17 protein-coding genes and 1 pseudogene are annotated in these 21,819 nt (G+C 59.9%); 7 read left to right on the forward strand and 11 right to left on the reverse strand.

Annotated elements, in window-relative coordinates; translation table 11 throughout:
- Positions 1-61 precede the first annotated feature (61 nt).
- Entirely contained in the window at positions 62-2,380 is a 2,319-nt protein-coding gene (locus tag MTX36_RS05000; RefSeq protein WP_243618611.1) for a sulfatase-like hydrolase/transferase, read from the forward strand.
- A 90-nt stretch (positions 2,381-2,470) separates the two neighbouring features.
- On the opposite strand, the gene MTX36_RS05005 is transcribed toward MTX36_RS05000, so the two are convergent.
- The 4 genes from MTX36_RS05005 to MTX36_RS05020 form a co-directional block, all read right to left on the reverse strand.
- Positions 2,471-4,084, reverse strand: a complete 1,614-nt coding sequence (locus tag MTX36_RS05005) for an ABC transporter substrate-binding protein (protein WP_243618612.1) — start codon at positions 4,082-4,084, stop codon at positions 2,471-2,473.
- A gap of 43 nt (positions 4,085-4,127) precedes the next feature.
- Positions 4,128-5,861 carry an amidohydrolase family protein gene (locus MTX36_RS05010; protein ID WP_243618613.1) on the reverse strand — a complete coding sequence of 578 codons (1,734 nt, stop codon included), beginning with the start codon at positions 5,859-5,861 and terminating at the stop codon, positions 4,128-4,130.
- Positions 5,854-6,834, reverse strand: coding sequence for an alpha/beta hydrolase (locus MTX36_RS05015; RefSeq protein ID WP_243618614.1), 981 nt, complete (start codon positions 6,832-6,834; stop codon positions 5,854-5,856). The genes MTX36_RS05010 and MTX36_RS05015 overlap by 8 nt, the downstream gene beginning before the upstream one ends.
- An 89-nt stretch (positions 6,835-6,923) precedes the next feature.
- Entirely contained in the window at positions 6,924-7,538 is a 615-nt protein-coding gene (locus MTX36_RS05020; protein ID WP_243618615.1) for a TetR/AcrR family transcriptional regulator, read from the reverse strand.
- Positions 7,539-7,647: 109 nt separating this feature from the next.
- On the opposite strand from MTX36_RS05020, the gene MTX36_RS05025 reads away from it, so the two are divergent.
- Complete coding sequence (locus MTX36_RS05025) at positions 7,648-9,270, forward strand: NAD(P)/FAD-dependent oxidoreductase (RefSeq protein ID WP_279394182.1); 1,623 nt, start codon at positions 7,648-7,650, stop codon at positions 9,268-9,270.
- A gap of 25 nt (positions 9,271-9,295) precedes the next feature.
- Here MTX36_RS05025 and asnB read toward each other — a convergent pair whose 3' ends face one another.
- Both asnB and MTX36_RS05035 read right to left on the reverse strand, forming a co-directional pair.
- Entirely contained in the window at positions 9,296-11,134 is a 1,839-nt protein-coding gene (gene asnB / locus MTX36_RS05030) for an asparagine synthase (glutamine-hydrolyzing) (RefSeq protein ID WP_243618617.1), read from the reverse strand.
- A 214-nt stretch (positions 11,135-11,348) separates the two neighbouring features.
- Positions 11,349-11,606, reverse strand: a complete 258-nt coding sequence (locus MTX36_RS05035) for a hypothetical protein (RefSeq protein ID WP_243618618.1) — start codon at positions 11,604-11,606, stop codon at positions 11,349-11,351.
- A gap of 341 nt (positions 11,607-11,947) precedes the next feature.
- Here MTX36_RS05035 and MTX36_RS05040 point away from each other — a divergent pair, with 341 nt between their 5' ends.
- Positions 11,948-12,232, forward strand: a complete 285-nt coding sequence (locus MTX36_RS05040; protein ID WP_243618619.1) for a DUF1214 domain-containing protein — start codon at positions 11,948-11,950, stop codon at positions 12,230-12,232.
- Positions 12,233-12,330: 98 nt separating this feature from the next.
- On the opposite strand, the gene MTX36_RS05045 is transcribed toward MTX36_RS05040, so the two are convergent.
- Positions 12,331-12,597: a GlsB/YeaQ/YmgE family stress response membrane protein gene (locus MTX36_RS05045; RefSeq protein ID WP_243618620.1), complete on the reverse strand. Its 267-nt coding sequence runs from the start codon at positions 12,595-12,597 to the stop codon at positions 12,331-12,333.
- Between the two features lie 514 nt (positions 12,598-13,111).
- On the opposite strand from MTX36_RS05045, the pseudogene MTX36_RS05050 reads away from it, so the two are divergent.
- The 3 genes and pseudogenes from MTX36_RS05050 (at position 13,112) to MTX36_RS05060 (ending at position 16,377) form a co-directional block, all read left to right on the forward strand.
- Positions 13,112-13,524, forward strand: a pseudogene (locus tag MTX36_RS05050) (hypothetical protein).
- A gap of 411 nt (positions 13,525-13,935) precedes the next feature.
- Entirely contained in the window at positions 13,936-15,414 is a 1,479-nt protein-coding gene (locus MTX36_RS05055; RefSeq protein WP_243618621.1) for an MFS transporter, read from the forward strand.
- Positions 15,415-15,606: 192 nt separating this feature from the next.
- Positions 15,607-16,377 carry an IclR family transcriptional regulator gene (locus MTX36_RS05060; protein WP_243618622.1) on the forward strand — a complete coding sequence of 257 codons (771 nt, stop codon included), beginning with the start codon at positions 15,607-15,609 and terminating at the stop codon, positions 16,375-16,377.
- Between the two features lie 74 nt (positions 16,378-16,451).
- Here the strand turns inward: MTX36_RS05060 and MTX36_RS05065 are convergent, their stop codons facing one another.
- From MTX36_RS05065 to MTX36_RS05075, 3 genes are all read right to left on the reverse strand, one after another.
- Positions 16,452-17,585, reverse strand: a complete 1,134-nt coding sequence (locus tag MTX36_RS05065) for a Rieske 2Fe-2S domain-containing protein (protein ID WP_243618623.1) — start codon at positions 17,583-17,585, stop codon at positions 16,452-16,454.
- Positions 17,586-17,692: 107 nt separating this feature from the next.
- Positions 17,693-18,859, reverse strand: a complete 1,167-nt coding sequence (locus MTX36_RS05070; protein ID WP_243618624.1) for an NADH:flavin oxidoreductase — start codon at positions 18,857-18,859, stop codon at positions 17,693-17,695.
- A 339-nt stretch (positions 18,860-19,198) separates the two neighbouring features.
- On the reverse strand, positions 19,199-19,957 hold the full coding sequence (locus MTX36_RS05075) for an SDR family NAD(P)-dependent oxidoreductase (protein WP_243618625.1): 759 nt from the start codon (positions 19,955-19,957) through the stop codon (positions 19,199-19,201).
- A 141-nt stretch (positions 19,958-20,098) separates the two neighbouring features.
- Between MTX36_RS05075 and MTX36_RS05080 the strand changes: the two genes are divergently transcribed.
- Positions 20,099-20,689, forward strand: coding sequence for a TetR/AcrR family transcriptional regulator (locus MTX36_RS05080; protein ID WP_243618626.1), 591 nt, complete (start codon positions 20,099-20,101; stop codon positions 20,687-20,689).
- A 61-nt stretch (positions 20,690-20,750) separates the two neighbouring features.
- Here MTX36_RS05080 and MTX36_RS05085 read toward each other — a convergent pair whose 3' ends face one another.
- Positions 20,751-21,770 carry an alpha/beta hydrolase family protein gene (locus tag MTX36_RS05085; protein ID WP_243618627.1) on the reverse strand — a complete coding sequence of 340 codons (1,020 nt, stop codon included), beginning with the start codon at positions 21,768-21,770 and terminating at the stop codon, positions 20,751-20,753.
- Positions 21,771-21,819 lie beyond the last annotated feature (49 nt).

Below are 21,819 nucleotides of genomic sequence, written 5' to 3' on the forward strand. Positions count from 1 at the left end.
CGGTCTCGATGAACGGAATTCAGACCTGACTCGGTGACCCGTGGTCTCTACAGTCTCGAGAATGGCAGCACTATCGAATAGTCCCGAGTTCGCCGGGATCATCACCGAATCAATCGCAAGCTCCCAACCGTCGTGGCCTCAGAATCCGACGCCCCCGGCCGGCGCACCGAACGTCATCGTGATGCTCGTCGACGACATGGGCTACTCGGACATCGGAGCGTTCGGATCGGAAATTCCGACCCCTCACCTGGACGCAGTTGCCGGTGAAGGCGTCCGCATGACCGACTTTCACGTGACACCGACGTGCTCCCCGACACGGGCCTCCCTGCTGACCGGATGCAACTCGCACGCCGTCGGTATGGGCGCCGTCGCCAACGTCGACGACGGTTTCCCCGGTTACGCTGCCGAACTCCCGGCCAATCAGCCCACCATCGCGGAGATGCTTCGCGACAACGGCTACTCCACAATGGCAATCGGAAAATGGCACTTGTGCCGGGAATCCGACATGCATTCCGCGGGCAACCGCCATTCGTGGCCGCTGCAGCGGGGCTTCGACCAGTACTACGGATTCCTGGAAGCACAGTCCAATCTTCACTTCCCACATCAGCTGTACGAGGGCAACAACCCGGTCCACGTCGACCAGTACCCGGAGGGCTACTACCTCACCGACGATCTGACGGACCGCGCCCTTCAGATGATTGCCGATACGCAGGCGGCGGATCCGTCGAAGCCGTTCATGATGTACTTCGCGCACGCTGCGGTTCACACACCGATGCACGTGAAACCTGCAGACATGGACCGCTTCCGGGGGAAGTACGCCCAGGGTTGGGATGCGATCCGCGAAGCCCGCCTGGAACGTCAGAAAGCCCTGGGGGTTGTTCCTCCCGGAACCGATCTCTCGCCCCGAAGCGAAGAGGCCGGTTACGACGTCCCCGCCTGGGACGAACTCTCCGACGACGGAAAAGCTCTCGCCGCGCGCCACATGGAAGGCTTCGCAGCGATGGTCGGCACTATCGACGAGAGCGTCGGAAAGCTCCGTGACGTTCTGGATCGACTCGGCAAACTCGAGAACACGATCTTCGTCTTCCTGAGTGATAACGGCGCCTCCGGCGGCGGCGGCCACGACGTCGGCGCCTTCAATCACCTCGCCAATCTCGATCGCTCGCGCGTCGTGAGCAATGCTGATCGAATCGCGGAGCAGTTGCCTCGGATCGACGAGATCGGCGGCCCCACAAGCTGGCCGCAATATGCAACTGGCTGGGCGACCGTGTCCAACACCCCGTTCCGCCGCCACAAGTTCAGCACCTATCGCGGTGGACACCAAGTGTCCTTCCTGATGTCCTGGCCTGCCGGACTGCCGGACTCTGCCGGGGCGATCAGACACCAATACGCCCACGTCACGGACCTCGCGCCGACGCTGATGGACCTCATCGGCCTGCCGGTGTCCACCGAGCGCCACGGTCTTGCCGCTCGTCCCCTCGACGGCACAAGCATGGCGGAGCTGCTGCGCCGCGGCGACGCCGTCAGCAATCACACCGAGCAGTACTACGAGTGCCTGGGCGAACGCGCCTACTACGCCGGCGATTGGGAAGCTGTCGCGCAACGCACTCCGATGACCCCGTTCGATCAGGATCGCTGGGAACTGTTCGAGACTGCCGAGGACTTCAATCAGCTCAACAATCTCGCCGCCGAGAACCCGGAGCGGGTCGAAGAACTGATCGCTGCGTGGCGCGATGCTGCGGAACGCAATCAGGTGTTTCCGATGGCGAATGGCAGTCCTTTGCATTGGTTCCAGCGGGATCCGCTCGATGAGCGCTTCGCAACGGATGTGGTCTTGCTCCCCGAAACCCCGACGCTCGAGCGATTCCGCGCGAGCCAGCTGATCGACGGACGATCATTTGAATTCGAGGTAGAGCTCACCGATTTCACCACGGCCGACGAAGGCGTACTGCTGGCCCATGGAGGCCAGGAGAGCGGCTACATGCTCTACATCGAGGCCGGGCAACTGCATCTCGTTCAGAATGCGTGGGGACGGATGATCGCGGCCGAACCGGTGCCGCTGCGCGACGGAACTCAGCGAATCCGCGTGACTGTCGATGCCCCGGGCAAAGCACGTTGGCTGGCAAGCATTTTCGTCGACGGCGAGTGCGTGCGAACCGACATCCAGTTCGTCCAATTGTCTTGGCTGGTTCCCTTCAGCGGTCTCTATGTGGGAGCAATGCGCCGCTCGCCGATTTCGTGGGATCTGCATCTGCGCCGCGGCGTGTTCGCGTACTCGGGCCGGTTCAGCCGAATTACCTTCCGGCCGGGCAACTTTGCACCCGATGCCATGGCAACGATGCTCGACCACTTCCGGAAAATGGGCGCTGCCACGCAGTAGCGGCGGCACTCAATTCTGCGCGGAAAACCAGTAACGGCGGGGTCTTCACGACCCCGCCGTTGCGGCTATCTGCGGCAGTTCACTACCGGACTAGGATGCGGAATCCGGAGCCATCCAAGCATTTCCGAACAGCATGATGCCGTCCGCGCTGGGTGTGATCCCGTGGACGTTCTTGCTCCACGGAATGAAGTACTTGCCGGTGTTGACGGTCACCATCGGAGCCGTCTCGTTGACCAGGGCCTGAATCTCCTCGACAACCTTCTTACGGTCGTCGTCTGATGCAGCGCTCTGCAGCTTGGCCAACAGCGAATCCATCGTCGCATTCTTGTAGCCCAGTACATTCGAGGACGATTCACTGTAGAGGTTTCCGTACATGCGAACGAAGGGCGACTCGTCGAGGATGTTGAATCCCGCATATCCGATGTCGTAGTCATGCTTGGCGTACATAGCCTTCACGAGGTCGTTGATACTGGTGGCATAGACGATCTCGACGGTGAAACCGACGGCCTGCAGCATTGCTTGGAACGCCAACGCACTCCTCTGAGCAGCCGGATCATTCAGGCCCACGTAGGTGAGTTTGCCATCGTATCCGTCCGCCTTCGCCTCACCGAGGTACCGCTTGGCTGCCTCCGGGTCATAGCCGTTGCCGGCCACAGATCCATGCCACTGCGACCACGAAGCGAACATGTCGCTGCCGGGCATTCCGTAGCCGTCCTCCACCCGCTCGTTGAAAGTATCGGGATTGAACGCTGCCACAATCGCTTTGCGAACCCGTACGTCGGCGCCTGCCCGTCCCTCACGCTGATTGATGTTGCCGACGCCACCCATATTGACCGTGTAGACATACCCCACGTCGCCGGCGCTGAGCGCGTTGTGGACTGCGTCGGCACCACGGAGATAGGCGGCCTGAATTCCGCCGGCATGGAGAGCATCCACCTTGGCCTGCTCACTGACGATCGCGGGAAAACGCAGCTTGTCCAGATTCGGCTTGCCGTTCCAGTAGGTTGGGCTGGCGGCAAGCACTAATTCGTCTTGCGAAGCGAACTTCTCGACCTGAAACGGGCCGGCGCCGATCGGGGTGAAGGTTCCCGTAGCCATCGAAGACGGCGCGACGATCATTCCGGGACCGGTGGTGAACATGATCGGGAACTCGTTCCATGCCTGCTTCAGCGTGAACACGACCGTCGACGGATCAGGCGACTGAACGTCGGCAACGCTCGCCTTCCAGACCTGCGTGTGTGTGCCCTTCTTCTCCAGGTAGTGGTTGATACTCCAGACCACCGCACCGCCGTCCACCGGGGAACCGTCGCTGAATTTGGCGTTGTCACGCAGCTTCAAAGTCCAGACTGTGTTGTCGCCGTTGGCTTCCAGTGACTTCGCGAGCTGCGGATCGAACGCTTTGGACTCCGGGTTGTACCGCATGAGTAGGTCGTAGATTGCAGCCATCTCGTTGCCCCCGGTCGCTCCGCCGTCCTGCCGGTCAGCCGGATCGAGGCTGCTGACGCCGTTGTACGTCGCGAAAGACAGCGTTCCTCCCGATTGCGGGTCGCCACCGCTTTCCTGATTGCCGACGAGTCCTGTCGTCACGTCCGATGCGTCAGTCTCGGAAGTCGATCCACTTCCGGCGCACCCTGCCACCAGTGCTGTCACCGTCGTCAATGCGATGAGCGCAGTAGCGACTCGGGTGAGTGAACAACGCTTCATATAGTTCTACTTTCGCTGAGAATGTGAACGGTGGGAATGCATGTCACGACACGGCTGGTTCGGGAGCTGTCTTGGCGCCACGCACAAGCCGTCCCGGTAAAGCGCCGGTGTGCTGGCCTTCCTCGAAGACGACCTCACCCGCCACCACCGTCGCAACATAACCGGTTGCAGTCTGCATCAGACGACGGCCACCAGTTGGCAAGTCGTACAACACTTCCGGATGGTCAGCCTGGAGCCGATCGAAGTCGATCACATTGAGATCCGCTCGGTACCCGGGCCGCACCTGACCCCGATCGAGCAGCCCCACCACTGCGGCAGTATCGACAGTATGCCGCTTGATCAACCACTCGACCGGAAACAGAGACTCACTGTTCCGATGGTCACGACCCCAGTGGGTGAGCAGAGTCGTCGGGAAGCTCGCGTCGCAGATCGCACCGCAATGGGCGCCGCCGTCGCCGAGTGCCGGTACCGTATCGGGCCGGGCAAGCATCTCCCGGACAGCGTCGAGGTTTCCGCCGGCGTAGTTGAGCATCGGGAAATACAGCAAGGCGCGGCCGTCCTGGGCCATCATCGCGTCGTAGGCAACTTCGACGGCCGAGACGCCACAACGTTCCGCCAGCGCGGCGACGGAATCGCCCGGTCCCGGTTCGTAATTGGGAGGATCACCGAGCAGGTAGACGTGCTCGAATTGCGTCGACAGCCTCGAGACGAAGTCACTGTCCGTCACGGGCCGATCAGCCAGTAGAGCTGCCTTGACCTCGGGCCGACGCAACTGCTTCACGCGCTCTTCTCGCGGAAGGTCCGCCAACGCACTGTAGCTGGGATGCGCCATGAAGGGATGCCAACTCAACTCCCAGCCGAGCATTATCCCGACTGCTCGCGGTGCAATTTGACTTGTGATCGGAATATCCTGTTGTGCAGACACTTCCGCCAATCCATCCAACAGCTCACGCCATTTGTCCGGTGCACGGTCACTCTGCACGATCGAGACCGACATGGGCCGTTGCGCCGCCTCGACGATCTCGCTCACCAATGTCATCTCCGCGGGTTCTTCCATGAAGTCGGAGATGAAGTCGACGACACCGGCACCGGCCTTGGCCAGCCCGCGGGCAAGGCCGATCAGTTCCTCCCGCGACGCCGTGAGGCTCGGCGTCGGTTCACCGTCCGACGTCTTATGCACCGCGGTTCGCGAGGTTGACCAGCCGAGTGCGCCTGCCTCGACAGCTTCGGCCACGAGGTCACGCATCCGATCGATCTCGTCGTTGGTCGGCCGAACAAGGTGATCGCCGCCCCGCTCCCCCATCACATACGTACGAAGGGCGCCGTGCGGAAGTTGGGCAGCAAAGTCGATGGCGTGCGGGGTGTCGATCGCGTCGAGGTAGTCGGGGAACGACTCCCAGTTCCACGTCATCCCCTCGGCCAGCACGCTTCCGGGGATGTCCTCCACACCCTCCATCAGGCTGATAAGCCAGTCACGTTGTTCCGGTTTGACCGGTGCAAATCCCACACCGCAGTTCCCCATCACCACTGTCGTAACCCCGTGCAGCGACGACGGCGTCAGCAGCGCGTCCCATGTGACCTGACCGTCGTAGTGGGTGTGAATATCGACAAAGCCGGGCGTCACGAGCATGCCCGCTGCGTCGACCTCACGGCGTCCGGGCTCGGATACCTCGCCCACCGACGTGATACGGCCGCCGTCGACGGCCACATCCGCTTGTCTCGGCACCGCACCGGTCCCGTCGACAACGAGCCCGCCTCGAATCACGAGATCATGCACGAGCAACTCCTTCGATCGAATCAGTCTGTAGGCCAGCATTTTTGAACAGTCGTGCAGTAGCGGACGCCACCGCGGCGGCAGCCTCCCGGGCATCGGCGGAGACGGCCGTGAACTGAAGGAAACCGTGCGGGAGCGTCGGGTAGTGCAGCAGTTCCACAGCCACACCAGCCGCAGCCAATCGCTCCGCGTACTCCAAGCCCTCGTCGAGCAACGGATCATGACCACCCACAACCACAATCGCAGGCGGCAGTCCGGCAAGGTCTGCCGCGCGAATCGGCGCCAGGCTTGGAGAATTCCGATCCGCAGCATCGGGGCAGTAATGATCAAAGAACCACTGCATTTCCTTCGAGCCGAGGAACACACCCGAGTTAGCGACATACGAGTCTCGCGTCAGATCGGCGTCGACGACTGGATAGATGAGTACCTGACCCACCACGCAGACTTCGCTGTCGGAACGCATCGTCTGTGCGCAGACCGCCGCAAGGTTTCCGCCCGCACTGTCTCCGGTGACGACAATCCGCGGATCAAGCCCTTCGGATCCGGCGGCAACCCAACGCAGGACTGCCGACGCGTCGTCGACACCAGCTGGAAACTGATGTTCCGGCGCCAGTCGATAATCCACGCTCACCACCGGAACGCCGGCGGTGTCGGCCAACAGTCGACAGGTGGCATCGGCGTAGTCGAAATCCCCGGTCACCCATCCTCCGCCATGGAGGTGCACAACAGTGCCCGACGCCTTCACCGCCAACGGGCGGTAGATCCGGACCGATACCTTGTCTCCGATGGCATGCGAGTCGACGGCGGACATCTCGGGTCCGGGTGCACACATAGGCAATGCCCCGCGGATCCGTCCGCGCGCCTCAATCGGCGTGAGGTCGATCATCGGCGGGAGCCCCGCACCCTCGACCGCATCAGCCACGGCCCGCAGCGCGGGATCCAACTCGCTTTGTACTCGCTGCACGCTACTTGTCATGAACTAGAATCTAACTCTAGTCTGTCGGCATGACAACGGTCACATCAAAACCAGAAGGCGCGGGCAATCCGTACCGGGCTTGTGTGACCTCAGCGTGTGAAGATCAAGTCCACCGTCCGATCGAGCAGTCGATGCACCTCGGCGGTACTCTGGCGCCCCAGGCCGAACAAATTCAACTCATGAGCCAGCACGGCAGTCACGATCGCGACGACGTCCGAGGCCTCCTCAACGGGCAGATCAACAAGTTGCTCGCGATACGAGGTCAGCACCTGCTCCGAAAACTCTGCAAAAATCTCGCACACGATCGGATCGGTGGACTGCCGCAAAACTCCTTGCAGGCGAAGGAATGTCGGATACTTCTCAAACCTGTCGACAGAATGATGCAGGCGCGCTCGCATCCGATCGGAGTCCGACACGGACAGATCCACCGGACTTCCGAGAGTTTCGGAATCCGTTGCCGACCAGTCCCGCAACACCGCTGCGTACAGATGCTCCTTGGATGTGAAGTAGCGGTACACGGTTCCGAGTGCAACGCCGGAGCCCTCAGCAACGTCACGGATCTGGATCCTCTCGAACTCGTCGGTGACCAGCAGTTCACCCGCAACGTCGATGATGTGCTGACGCCTCGCCAGCTGCCCCTTCGGCAACGATGCGAGATCGAGCTGCTGCGCCCGATTCGGCCTGTCCATGGGCCCTGCGTCCACGCTTACGTTCCTCCCGTTGCACCCGCCCGTATCGCGGAACTCCTGTACTGCCTGCACTGATGCTACTGGCACCACAACTGACCACAAGAACGCTCACCACGAAATGAGGATGTCCACCTTGTCGAATAACACGTCACTTGACGCCATCTACGACGTAGTTGTCGTTGGCGCCGGATTCGCCGGGCTGTACGCGCTACACAGCCTCCGACAGCGCGGACTGTCCGTGCACGGGTTCGAGGCCGGCACCGGGGTGGGCGGCACATGGTTCTGGAACACCTATCCGGGTGCCCGCTGCGACGTCGACAGTGCCGACTACTCGTATTCGTTCGACGACGACCTGCAGCAGGAATGGGTGTGGACCGAACGCTTTCCGACGCAGCCGGAGATCCTTCGCTACCTCGAGCACGTCGCCGACCGCTTCAGTCTCCGTGACGACATCACCTTCGACACCCGAGTGAACTCAGCCCACTTCGACGAGACCGCCGGACTCTGGGTCATCACCACCGACGACGACAACACCGTCACCGCACGGTGGATGATCATGGCGACCGGTGCGCTCTCGGCCGCCCGGATACCTCAGATGGATGGCCAGGAGACTTTCGGTGGCGACGTCCATCACACCGCGGACTGGCCCGCAGGCGGTGTCGATTTCACGGGCAAGCGAGTCGGCGTCATCGGCACCGGATCGTCCGGGGTGCAGGCGATCCCGATCATTGCCGAGCAAGCCGATCATCTCACGGTATTTCAGCGGACTCCAGGCTTTGTCATCCCCGCCCGCAACCGGCCTCTCAGCCCGGGCGAACTCGACGACATCAAGGCGCAATACCCGTCGCGCCGAGCACTTCAGCGTGAATCCCACGGTGGATGGATACTGCCACCACCCGCCGGAATGGCACTCGAGGCCTCACCGGAGGTCCGCGACAAAGAGTACGAGAGTCGCTGGGCAGCAGGCGGAATTGCGTTCCAGACTACGTTCGGCGACCTCATGTTCGACGCCGCCGCAAACGAGACTGCCGCCGAGTTCGTCCGGTCCAAGATCCGCGAGACCGTCTCGGATCCGATCACCGCAGAAGCTCTGTGCCCCAAGGGGTATCCACTGGGAACAAAGCGGTTGTGCATCGGCACCGACTACTACGAGACCTTCAACCGCGACAACGTCACGCTGGTAGACGTACGCGCGACGCCGATCGAACGCCTGGATCGAGGCGGCATCGAGACAACAGCCGAACTCCACGAACTCGACATGATCGTCTACGCCACAGGATTCGACGCCTTGACCGGATCCTTGGACGGCATCGATATCCGAGGGCGAGACAACCTCGCATTGCGCGACGCGTGGGCGGCCGGACCACGGACATACCTCGGGGTGGCAGTCGCAGGCTTTCCCAACATGTTCACTGTCACCGGACCGGGTAGTCCGTCAGTGCTCTCCAATGTCGTCGTCTCGATCGAACAGCACGTCGAGTGGGTCGTCGATTACATCGATCACATGCGCCGGACCGGAGCACGTTTCACGGAGGCAACCATCGCCGCCCAGGATGAGTGGGCAAACCACGTGACGGGCATTGCCGCGGAAAGCCTTTATATGCAAGCTGATTCGTGGTACTTGGGCGCAAACATCCCAGGAAAGCCGAGAATCTTCTTGCCGTACCTCGGAGGCGTCGGAAACTACCGAGCACTCTGCGCCCAGATCGCCGACGACGACTACCGAGGATTTACGACAACCATCTAAATTCTCCCCGCCGGTACATCTCTAACTAGAGCCGGATGGTGGGGTTGTACATGTCCATCCACATCGCAAGATCGAGGGTGCGCTCTAGGCCACGACGAGAAACCTGAGTGACCTGTGGGGTATCGACGGACACCTCCCGCATCAGCCATCCCTGGCTTATCAACCCGAACACCGGGTGCGAGGGCCGACTGAGCAACTCCTTGCCCTGCTGCTGCAACGCCACGGCGTACCTGGGGTCCTGAGTGGACGGATACGGCGACTTCACCCGCTCGATCACCGACTGCGGCAACACATCTCGGGACGTTGCCCGCAGTAGTGACTTTTCCCGTCCGTCGAACGTCTTCATCGACCACGGCGTGTTGTAGACGTACTCCACTAACCGGTGATCGCAGAAAGGCACACGAACCTCCAGCCCGACAGCCATGCTCATTCGGTCCTTGCGGTCGAGCAGGAATCGCACGAACCTCGTCAAATGCAGGTAGCAGATCTTGCGCATCCTCCACTCGAAGTCGGTTTCGCCACTTAGCCTGTCGATTCCGGAAATCGCACTGTCGTACGAATCCTGAACATACACATCCAGGTTCAATGCCGCAGTCACCTCCGGAGTGAAAATGTCACTGTCGTCGCCGAAACGTTCCACTCGGTGCACGAGCCAGGGAAACGTGTCGGCCTTTTGCGCGTCGGGATCAAAAAACTGCTTGTACCCGCCGAATACCTCGTCAGCCGACTCTCCGGACAACGCCACCGTGGAAAGCCCGCGGATCGCTTTGAACAGCAGATACAGCGACCCGTCCATGTCGCCGAGTCCTGTCGGAATGTCGCGCGCCCGGATGACCTTCGCCCGCACCGCAGGATCGGCCAGCGCGTCGTTGTCGAGCACGATGTCCTCGTGAGCAGTCCGGGACCGTCGAGCCACGTCGTGGACGTAGGGGGCGTCTGGAGTTCCACGCAGTTCATCGGCGACAAAATGTTCGGTCTGACCGACAAAATCGACAGAGAACGACCGGACCGTCTCGCCGACCTCGGCAAGTTGTTGCGCCGCAATCGCGGTCATCGCGGAAGAATCGAGACCGCCGGAAAGTAGCGTGCACCGCGGCACGTCGGCGACCAGTTGCCGACGCACGATGTCATCGAGAAGTTCACGAATATGCGCCACTGTGGTGTCCTGGTCATCGGTGTGCGGTCGGGTGTGGAGCGTCCAATAGCGATGAGTGCGCACACCCGCGCGTGAAACGGTGACCACCGTTCCCGGTTCCACCTCACGCATTCCATCCCAGACCGCGTGACCCGGCGTCTTCACAAATGCCAATAGCTCGCGGATCCCGTCCATCGTGACGGTCGACTCGGAGATCGGATTGGCAAGTATCGCTTTGGGTTCCGAACCGAACAGAACACCGTCCGGCGTCTGGTAATAGTAGAACGGCTTGATGCCCATGCGGTCACGGATCATCACAAGTGTGTCGACGCGTGAATCCCAGACGGCGAACGCATACATGCCATTGAGGCGCTGCGCGACGTCTTCCCCCCATTCCAGGTATCCGTGCAGCACAACCTCGGTGTCGGAGTCCGTGACGAACACGTGTCCGCGTCCGAGTAGTTCTTCGCGCAGTTCACCGAAGTTGTACGCCTCGCCCGAATAGACCATCATGATCGGCCCACCCGCAGTGTTGACGCTCATCGGCTGATTCCCGCCGGGCAGATCGATGATCACGAGCCGTCGATGCCCCAGCGCGGCATGCTCGACCACCCAAGTGCCGCGCGCGTCTGGTCCACGACATTTCATCGTCTCGGTCATGGAGTCGACTGTCGGCTGCTCGGACCGTAGGTCGCGATCGAACGAGATCCATCCGGTTATTCCACACATGGCTTCCTCGGGCTGTCACTGACGCTGTTCTGTTGCTTTCCAACCACCTTCCTTCCACGCTAATCCTTTTGGTGAAACCATTGGCCTTCACATGTCGGACTGGAACGCAACCATGCCCCGAGAGATCCGGAGCCTCGCGAGAAAGAAGCGCTGATGCAGGTGGCGGTCACAACGATCGCGGAGTAGGCGAAGAGCCACCCGACGAAGGTGAACATCAGGCCCAGGACTCCGAATTGATCCTCGGAACTCTGCGCCATCCGCGGTAGGAATACAGCAGTTCGAGAACTACTCCGACCACGTGGATGTCGCGCAACGAATTGCACCACATTGCCAACGCCACCGCGAGCGCGATCACGACCACGACTGCCAACCAGCTCCACGCTTGGCGGAAGGTCGTAGCCGGGACCAACCACGTCCGCGCGTACATTCTGCCCAACGCTCGTGCAAAAGAAGTTGCGCTGACGATAAGCATCAGTACCCCGATGACCCCGAATGCCGCGGACGGAGACGACCCCGCCTAGAGTCTCGACAAATCCACTCCCGGATCCAGCCCACAGGCCAACGGATGGACATTGACGTTTCATGCCTTCGATTACATCCTCGACTTCTTCGAGGTCGGCACGATCGACGACGCGGCGTTCAAGATCGAGAATCCGTCCTTGCGCATCATCCAGCGTGCAGCCGCAGCCAAAGGCGGGCTCTGGGGAAATCATCCCTACGAAGCTGCATCCACCATGACCTATATCGATGACCGTGGTGAGCAACTCAACGGAGCACGCACATACACTTGTGCATCTGGATCCGGTGCCGCCAGTGAACGCTTTCTGGTCCCTGACCATGCATTCCGTCCCCGATTTCTTTCTCGTCGCAAACTTGATCGAGCGTTACTCGATCGGCGACCGGACTCCGGGATTGGTGTTCGACGAGCACGGCGTCCTGACAATCACCATCAGTCATGACAAGCCGTCCGACTCGGATGCCGCAGCCAACTGGCTACCGGCCCCTGCCGGCGATTTCAGACCAGTGCTGCGCATGTACGAACCACTGCCCGCTGTCCTCGATGGAAGCTACGTCACCCCCGCCATCGTCCGTACCTGAACCCCACCGGTAGGTCGGCTTCGGTTGACCTACCGGTGGGATACTGCGGGCGCTCGTCGCTATCTGACGAAACAGCACCGCCGCGTGGAAGTTATCCGCTACACGCGCGCAGCATATTTGCCCTTCCACCAATACCATCCTGCCGTGACAATGATTGCTCCGACCACCGAACCGATGATCCCGCTCGGGCGAAACGCGAGGCCGTCACCTGAGAGCAGGCTGACCAGTAAGCCACCGACGAACGAACCGATGATTCCGGCAGCGAAGGCCGCGCTCCAGTCCACTCCCTTCTTGGACTTTCCCAGAAGCAGCTGGGCTGCGGCACCGATGATTGTCCCGAACAATATGATCGCGATGAGAAGCATGCTGGAATCCTAACTACGTCGGCCGGGCGTGTGAACCGGAATCTTGAATCTTCTTGCGAGTCAGCTTTGCTGGCCGATAAAGCGAGCCGGACGCGGCGCCGCGGTGGGACAATCATGCAACCAGGACCTTGTCGGGTTCCGGGTCAGGCACAGTTTCCGTCGGCGAAGTTCCTTTCGGTGCCACTGGTTCGCATCAATTCTGGAAAGCCGGTCGAGAATGCTGTAGACCGCGACCAGCGCGACGAGGGGCGCCGCCCATCAGGGTAATCCTTTTCGCTGCAATTATGTTGGCAGTGACCTGCGTGGAAGTGACCAGTCCGGGGGCTCGACCGATTGCGCCCTGAAGTGTTTCCTTCCGAAACTAATAAACCCGCAATGTTCGAGTTCAGAGTCTCAGGCAGAGTCGGTCGACGGAATCACCGGGAACAGATGAGTGATCATCCGTTGAGGATGCTGTTCGATTGCAGCGTTCATCAGAGACTGGCCGAAGACACTTCCGCCGAAAGCAAATCAGATGACCACAACGTCGCAAACTCAATCCACTAGCCCGGTCAAGCAAGGCATCGCCGCCGGCACAACGTTCACGGCCGCGATTTTGCTGCTCGCAGCAGGGCTCGTCAGTGTTCTACAAAGAATCGCCGCACAGCCGACAACAATCTCTTCGTCGTCGGAATCAACTACACCTACCGACTCGACATCACCACGTGGGGATGGATCCACGCCATCCTGGGTGCCATCGGAATCGTTGTTGCACTGGGACTCTTCTCCGGAGCGAGTTGGGCTCGCGGCCTCGCTTTCGTTATTGCCGCTTTGTCGATCGTCGCGAACTTCCTTTGGATTCCCTACTACCCTCGGTGGCCGATTCTCGTCATCGCACTCGACATCGTAGTTGTCTGGGCTGTCCCCACGTGGAAGCACAACGAGTAATCATCGCCTTCACTGCTCCGAGCCGTCGGTAGAGAGTGCCAACAAGATTCGACCGCCACGGACGTCTACCAGATAGAACACCGAAACGTGAGCGACTGTTTCGATAACACGCAGCGATCGGACCAGTCACAAAAGTGCAACCCTCTCCATCTTCCAGGTACGACGCAAAGTCCCGTCGATGACAGTGCGGGAAGGATCGAGGAGCCCTCGTTGCCAAAGAACCCCGCTCGGGTAGATCCATCCCGGCGAATGGAACACGAATATCCTGCAATTCCGACGCGCGGGGCAAGCGCAGCGAACAAGATTCGAATGTGTTCCGTTGAGCTGAAGCACCATTCACTGAGCGATGCATCTGGGTCTGTAATGAGCGGCACATGCCGGCCATAAGGCATCGGCGCTCGGGAAAGGCACATGATGTTCGTGCGATCATCCGCAACAGAGGCAACTCACGACGGCTGGACACCGCGCTTGACCATGTCACTCGTGTCGATGGGTCTCGTGCTCGAGGTTATCTCCATCAGTTCGTATATGACCGCCACGGCACTCAAGCCGATCGGTGAGTACTTCAAGACTGATCAGATCGCTTGGGTAATGACGGCCTGGCTGTTGATGGCCGCAATTGCATGTCCGATTGTCGGCAAACTTGCCGATGTCTACGGCAAACGCCGAATGTTCCTGATATCACTTGCTATCGCGACGGTCGGAGCGCTGATATCCGCGACGGCAACCAGTTTTGGGCTGTTCATAGTCGGGAGAGCACTTTTCGGCTGCCTGATCACATGCATGTTCCTCGCATACTCGTTGATGCGAGACATCTTCCCTCCTAAGATTCTGGCGCTCGCGGTGAGCATCACTGCAGCCGGAATGGGTTTGATGTCGATTCCTTCACCATTCCTCACGGGAATCCTCCTGGCTACCTGGTCATTCCGAAGCATCTTCTGGTTCTTCGCCATCTCACTCGTCATTCTTGCCCCTGTCGTGGTCCTCACCACCCGAGAGTCCCCAGTACGCACCGCATCTCGCGTCGATCTGATCGGTGCGGCACTTCTCGGAGGCGGCCTGGCCGCGGTCTTGGTCGGAGTCAGCTTCGGACCGACCTGGGGATGGGCAAATTCCAGCACACTTTTGTTCCTCGTGGGCGGGGTCGGTCTTCTCGCAGCGTGGTTGACATCCAGTTTTCGGATACCGGAACCCTTGATCGACCTTCGTTTCTTCCGCCGCGGTCCGATGTTGAAGATCACCACCGCAGCAGGATTCAGCTATGGAACCATTACGCTTTACACCACGATGCTGCCACTCATGTGCATGGCACCGGCTACGTTGGCTCTCGGCTACGGGTTCGGCATCGATGCCAAGCAGTTCGCAATTTTGCAGGCACCCATCGGCATCGGAAGTGTGATCGGTGGATTGTCAGCCGGGCGCGCGATACGCCACATCAAGCCCACCGTCACCCTGATCGTGGGGCTAGGTCTCATGACGACCAGTTCCGTCCTGACTGCCGCACTACATGCCGATCGCACAGCACTGCTCGTCTGGGTTCTACTGTTCGGAATCGGAATGGGCGCTGCGACCGCGTCAATTCCCAACCTTGTGATCGCATCCGTTCCGGCAGCCGTGCAGGCCACGATGTCGAGTATGGTCCAGACGGCACAGACCTTGATTGCCTCGATCTTCCCCGTCGTTGCCTTTGCCATGTTGAGCGCACACGTAGCGACAGTTGTCGACGGGTACACCTACTACACCGACGGCGGAATGGCTCGTGCGTACGTACTCTGTGCAGCATCTTCCGTAGCTGCAATCGTAGTGGCGAGCCTGCTGCTTCACCGAAGGCGACATGCTCCGCGTATCCCACCGGAGGACTCCGAACTGGCACGGAGCGCACGTTTCTAGGACAATATTGGCGATGTGGGGCTACCGGTTTCGGTGGCCCCACATCGCATTTCACAGGATCTGTGGTTTTCATTTTCGACACTCACTGCAATACCGACGCGTATGAGGACGGGCCCTGCTAAAGTCGCCCACAAGATTGATTGAACGCTTGCTCAATGGCTTGGCAGACTCTCTCACGAAGGACCCGTACCCATGTCAACCGAACACGAATCACCGATCGCAGTCATTGATCGCGTAGCTGTTCTACTCGACGCATTTGCCGACACCGAGCGCTTGACCCTCTCCGAACTATCCCGACGCACTGGATTTCCGCGTTCGTCGACTCATCGAATGTTGCTGCAACTGATCAATATTCAGTGGTTTCGGCGGCAAGATCACACCTACGAGTTGGGCATGAAAATGCTCGAACTCGGCTCACTGGCTCAGCAGCACGATCGCGTACACAAGGCAGCAGAACCGATCATTCACGAACTGCAGTGCACAACCGGAATGGTCGTACATCTCGCGGTCCTCGACGGCTCCGACATCCTCTACCTGGATAAAATCGGGGGCAGGTTCGGCATGGCGGTGCCCTCCAGGGTGGGAGGACGCGCGCCCGCACACAGGACTGCATTGGGCAAAGCACTTCTTGCGCAGACCGGAGCTGATCCCATAACCGCGCTACCCGAACGCCCCGTAGCTGCAACACCGAACACCATTGCGGATCCGGCGGCGTTACGCCGGGAGTTCGCACGTATTCGTGAGCAGAGCGTTGCGCACGATCACGACGAATCACTGCTCGGGGTCTCCTGCGTGGCTGCGGCAATCAGTGACAGCACAACCACTTACGGCGCGATCTCGGTCTGCGGTCCCACTCGCACCATGACCAGTACCGCCATGATCGCACCCGTACGTATGGCTGCCTTGGCCACCTGCCGCCGTCTACTCGGTGATCCACGAAAACACCGCTCCCTGAGCGCCTGACGTCGACGGCGGAAATACCGAAGCAAAACATGAGAGCGGTTGCACCTGTCAGGTGCAACCGCTCTCATGTTCGTCTATTCAGCTGCGAGGTTCTCTTCCACCTCGACCTGCCAATTCTCCAACGCCCGAGTCGTATCGACCTCGAACTCGAATCGCCGCGTCATATCAGGCGTGACATCCTCGATGTCGACATAGAACTGGTTGTACCAGCGTCGCAACTGATAGACCGGGCCATCTTCCTCCGTGAGCAACGGATTCTCGATTCGGCTCTTGTGCTTCCAAATTTCCACATCCTGCTTGAACTGTGTCTCGACGCCCTCGGTGAACATGGTCGCCATAGCGTCGGACTCTTCTGCCGGAACGCCTTTGACTCGTTCCACGATGGTGCCGTACTGCAGGAGGAAGGAATCCTGGGTTATCGGGTAATGGCAGTTGATCAATTTCGTTTCTACTGCGATGTCACCGGAGACGGTGTAAACGGTGTCGAGCATAAAGGACGGTCCGTGGTACGACGCATCCGAAATCGTTTCCGAGTCCGGAAGATCCAACTGCACGCCGGTCTTGATGTCATCACGGCCTGTCGACCGCATGTGCTGAGAAGCTACGTGGCCTTCGAAGACGTTCTTGAAGAACTGCGGCATCTGGAAGTGGACGTAGAAGAAGTGGGCCATGTCCACGACGTTGTCGACGATCTCGCGACAATTCGAACCTTCGACCAGGAAAGTGTTCCAGGTCCACTCGGTCCACCTGTCCGTACCGTAGCCCTCGATCTCAGGGATGGTGACGTCGGCCGGCGGTGGATTGCCCTGCGGATCGTTCCAGACAAAGAGTATTCCGTTGCGCTCGAGCGTAATCCAGGTGCGTGTGCGGGCGATCTTCGGAACTCGTCGAGCATAGGGAACATCCTTGCAACGTCCGTCGCCGCCCCAACGCCAGTCGTGAAAGGGACACGCGATGTTGCCGTCCTTGATCTCTCCCCGAGCCAGGTTTCCACCCATGTGCCGGCAGAAGGCATCCAAGATTTTCAACTCGTTCCGGGAGTCTTCGAAAACCACCAGATCCGTACCGAAAATCTTGACCTGATGGGGCTTACCGTCACGAAAGGTCTTGGCCAAGCCCACACAGTGCCAACCGCGTGCATATCGCGTGGGATTGCTTCCTGTCTTGATCTGACGTACCTCGATATCGACCGAACTGTCGATGCTCATAAATTCTCCATTCGATGGCAGGGCTCCGGCGAACCCACGACTTGTCCCTTCGATCATCGAAGGGCGCTGTCGCGGAAAATAGGCCGGTTCCATTCAGCGGCAATGTATTAGGAAGTGAGAACGCACCGCGTACCGGTGTACGTCGTGGGCATGCACCTATTACAGTGAATACACAGCGAGCGCTTGTGATTGTCAGCCTTGATCTGATTGATCAGATCGGGTTCGCGGAGTAACGCCCGACCGATCGCGACGAATGAAAACCCTTCACCCATAGCCGTGTCCATCCCTGCGCGATCCGTGATTCCGCCGAGAAGAATCAGTGGAACCTTGACCGCCGGAATGAACTGTCGAGCTTGCTCGAGAAGGAAAAGATCCTGGTACGGATACTCTTTCAGCACGAGTTTGCCGAAAAGTTGGGTGCCGAGTTTCACGGGCTGTGGCATCACCGCCGCGAACTCCGTGATCGGAGATTCGCCTTTGAACAGATACATCGGATTCAGCAACGAACTGCCCACGGTCAGTTCCAACGCATCGAGTGCGCCGTCCTCGTCCAACCACTGCGCCGTCTGCAGCGCCTCGTCGATCCAGGTGCCGCCAGGCACGCCGTCGTCCATGCTGAGCTTCGCGATCACAGCAGCTCGATCACCGACAACTTCGCGCACACGCTTTGCCACATCTCTTGCCATCCGAGCGCGATTCGAGAGAGACCCTCCGTGGCCATCAGTCCGCTTGTTCAGTTTCGGGCTGAGCATCGAACTGATGAAATAGTTGTGGCCCATATGGATTTCGATCACGTCGAACCCGGCGTCGACTGCATGCAGTGCGCCGTTCACGAAATCCTGGGTGATGCGTTCGATGTCCACCTCTGATGCAGCCTTGCTGTTGCGAAGACTGATAAAGCTGAACACTTTGCCAGGCGCTACCGCCGGATGACCATTTGCCCGCACGTCCGCCACCGGACCGGCATGATTGAGCTGTATCGAAGCCGCCGCACCCGCTTCGTGCACAACATCGGTAAGCCGTCGAAGTCCTGGCACCACTGCGGGTCTCATGACGATCTGACCGCCAGTACTGGCACCGTCCGCTGATACTGCGCACCCCGCTACTGTCGTGACCGCCACTCCTCCCAGCGCCTGCGCGCGATGAAATGCAATCAGCTCCTCGGTCACGCTCCCGTCAGGAGTCATACCTTCGAACGTGGCCGCCTTGATTGTGCGGTTGCGGAGTTTTGTTGGTCCGAGTGTTGCGGCACCGAACACACCAAATCCACTCATTGCAACGCTCCGTGAGTCGGCATGCTGCAGTCCGATACGACCAACCGACCATCGGAAACAGCGTGATGGATCGACTTTCGCAGTCGATCGCACGAGTTGACTATCGAAGCCGGCACGCCATCGCGAGTCCGTCGCTCGAGTTCCGTGCATCTCGAAGTGACGTTTTCGATCCACTGCACACTAGTATGGACCTCGCTGAATTTCTCGACTAGTACTGTGTTGCCGCAAGATTCGCAAGCAAGTGGTTTCATTTCGGACACCATCCTTTCGTGGGATTTCATCCGACAGTACGAATGCATTCCTCGCATATCTGCACCGTTTCCATTGAGCGGTAACCTTCTACCGCATCAGCGCCTGTCCGCCGTCCACAGGCAGAGAATGCCCGGTAATGTAGCGAGCCTCAGCGCTGCAGAGGAATACGACGGCCGGGCCGATGTCCAATTCGGGATCACCAAATCTCCCCAATGGAACAGTCTGCAAGTACTCGACCGACTCTTCTGGACGTGCTCGCGCCCATTCTTCGAGCGCGGGCGAATTCGCGAGTGGCAGAATTGCATTCACACGAATTCCGTCGCATGCCCACTCACAGGCCGCTGTGCGCGTCAACACTCGAATGGCTTCCTTGGCTGCCGCATACCCGCCGTAGCCGGACGGATCCCACCGAACACCCGCCGCTGAACCGAGATTCACAATTGCACCGTTGCCCGCCAGATGGGGGTGCGCCGCACGCATCAACCGCAGGGCCGCCAACGGACCGGAATCCATCCCGTCCTGATATACCTGCTCGTCCAGCTCGAGCAGGCGTCCGTGAACCGAGGTCTGTGCATTGTTGACAAGAATCGACAATCCGCCGAATCGGGCGACAACGGCCTCGACTACCCGATCGATCTGACCAGCGTCCATCACGTCGCACAGAAACGCCTGTGCGTCACCTCCTCTCGCCCGAATCTCCCAAGCTGTCGCCTCGATCGTCTCCGGGGATCGACCGACCACCGCTACCTGCGCTCCGGCACCGGAGAGCGCCAAAGCTATCCCTCGCCCTACTCCTTGCCCAGCTCCGGTCACAAGCGCGATCTGTCCCGCGAGCACTGTATTCACTGCACCTCACTGTTCAAGACTATTTTCACCAACCGCATTGAGCAAGCGTTCAATCAATGTAGGCTCGGGTTGTCATATCCACAACAGAACCGGTGGGTAACATGTCAGATCAGGTACACCGAACAATAAGAAGTGAGTCAGATGCAACCGCAGGAACGCCGACGCCAGATTCTCGACTGCGCTGCAGAGGTATTCGCAAGCAAGGGAATCGCCGCGTCTACCGTGCGGGAGATCGCAGATTCCGTCGGCGTCTACTCCGGCACGCTCTATCACTATTTTCCGTCCAAGGACGCATTGGTAGTCGAGATCATCCGCGAGTATCTGGACGATCTGTGGTCACGATGCAATGACGTCATGGCACAAGCCACCGATCCGGTCGACCGCCTGGCACAACTCATCGAGGCGGCACTCGACTCGTCCGACACTCACCGCGGCGCCACGGCAATCTGGCAGAACGAAGGCGAGTACATGCCGGAAAAGATGCACGAAGCAGGGCTTGGGACGCTTGCTACCGACGTTGAAAATGCCTGGCTCACAACTATTGACGAAGGCCTCTCCGCCGGCACGTTCCGGACGGACATCGACTCACGTGTGTTCTACAAGCTGATTCGTGATGCAGTCTGGCTGTCCACTCAGTGGCACCGACCCACTCCTGAGTATTCGAATGCGGCACTGGCAGCCGATGTTCGGACCCTGTTCATCGACGGCTTTCGAGCTGGAAGGAATGGCTGACCACAAACCAGCGGATTCCTGCTCGACTCACCGATGTTGCCGTATGTGACAGGCGAGAGAATCAGCCGAGGGAACCGGCGATCATGGGCCAGGAGTTGTGCAGATCGTCTTGCCAGTAACCCCATGAGTGGGTACCGGTGGGACGGAAGTCGACCGTGGCCGGAATTCCCAGAGAACTGAGCCGCTCGGCCAATCGCTGGGTGCACTGATTAGTTCCCGCCTCGATGGCTCCGCCCACGATCACCTGGTTGGCAAGGGTACCGATATCTCCGTTGACCTGCGGATCCTGGAGGGTGTCATGAGGGCCGGGCATTCCGCTGCCGTTGCTGATATACAAGTTGATGCCGCGCAGCTTCTCGGCATTGACTACGGGGTCGTGAGCTATCCACGCCGGATCGCTGGGTGGGCCCCACATGTTGTTCGCGTTTCCGCCGCGTGCGCTGACCACAAAGGTGACGTAACTCTGACCGGGTTGGGTGCTCGTCTCGGCGCACCCACTGAAAGCACCGACTGCTCGATACAGCGACGGTGCCGATTCGGCCAGGTTGAGGACGGAAGTTCCCGCCATCGACAGTCCGGCGATGGCATTGACGCCGGTCGTTCCCAGCGTGGCGTCAACGATCGGAGGAAGTTCCTCGGTCAGGAAGGTTGTCCATTTGTTCAGGCCGAGAACAGGATCGGGCTGCTGCCAGTCGGTGTAGTAGCTGTACGCGCCGCCGATGGGAGTCACGACATTGACATTCTTGTCAGCGAAAAAATCGACCACGTCAGTCTTCGTCTGCCAGGTCGCCGCGTCCGCGCCGCCGTCTTCGCCGCCGCCGGCGCCGTTGAGCAAGTACAACGTTGGGCGGCTCACGCTCGTATCTTCGGGCCGGATTACCTCGAGGCGAATTACCTTGTCCATCGCGGCCGAGTACACGTACATGTTCATCTGGCGGTCATTGATGTGCTCGACGCGATCCAGCGCGGGACTGTCGGCCGACGCTACGGACACCTGCCCGAACAGTCCTGACGCGGCAATCACGGTAACAACCGCGAGCGCCCGACAGCGTCCGATTGTGCGGTGCCTGATCGCGCGCATAGTCGCTCCTCGAACTTGATTGCGGTGCCTGGACACCGAACCGCTGATT

It is taken from the genome of Rhodococcus sp. ARC_M6, assembly GCF_022810305.1.
Classification (GTDB): Bacteria; Actinomycetota; Actinomycetes; order Mycobacteriales; family Mycobacteriaceae; genus Rhodococcus_F.

Bases quoted from the DNA above. Each gene is read 5' to 3' on its own strand.
- MTX36_RS05035 (WP_243618618.1), bottom strand. From the start codon at position 11,606: ATGCTTATCGTCAGCGCAACTTCTTTTGCACGAGCGTTGGGCAGAATG.
- MTX36_RS05080 (WP_243618626.1), top strand. From the start codon at position 20,099: ATGCAACCGCAGGAACGCCGACGCCAGATTCTCGACTGCGCTGCAGAG.
- MTX36_RS05065 (WP_243618623.1), bottom strand. From the start codon at position 17,585: ATGAGCATCGACAGTTCGGTCGATATCGAGGTACGTCAGATCAAGACA.
- MTX36_RS05005 (WP_243618612.1), bottom strand. From the start codon at position 4,084: ATGAAGCGTTGTTCACTCACCCGAGTCGCTACTGCGCTCATCGCATTG.
- asnB (WP_243618617.1), bottom strand. From the start codon at position 11,134: ATGTGTGGAATAACCGGATGGATCTCGTTCGATCGCGACCTACGGTCC.
- MTX36_RS05025 (WP_279394182.1), top strand. From the start codon at position 7,648: ATGTCCACCTTGTCGAATAACACGTCACTTGACGCCATCTACGACGTA.
- MTX36_RS05070 (WP_243618624.1), bottom strand. From the start codon at position 18,859: ATGAGTGGATTTGGTGTGTTCGGTGCCGCAACACTCGGACCAACAAAA.
- MTX36_RS05015 (WP_243618614.1), bottom strand. From the start codon at position 6,834: ATGACAAGTAGCGTGCAGCGAGTACAAAGCGAGTTGGATCCCGCGCTG.
- MTX36_RS05060 (WP_243618622.1), top strand. From the start codon at position 15,607: ATGTCAACCGAACACGAATCACCGATCGCAGTCATTGATCGCGTAGCT.
- MTX36_RS05055 (WP_243618621.1), top strand. From the start codon at position 13,936: ATGATGTTCGTGCGATCATCCGCAACAGAGGCAACTCACGACGGCTGG.
- MTX36_RS05045 (WP_243618620.1), bottom strand. From the start codon at position 12,597: ATGCTTCTCATCGCGATCATATTGTTCGGGACAATCATCGGTGCCGCA.
- MTX36_RS05085 (WP_243618627.1), bottom strand. From the start codon at position 21,770: ATGCGCGCGATCAGGCACCGCACAATCGGACGCTGTCGGGCGCTCGCG.
- MTX36_RS05000 (WP_243618611.1), top strand. From the start codon at position 62: ATGGCAGCACTATCGAATAGTCCCGAGTTCGCCGGGATCATCACCGAA.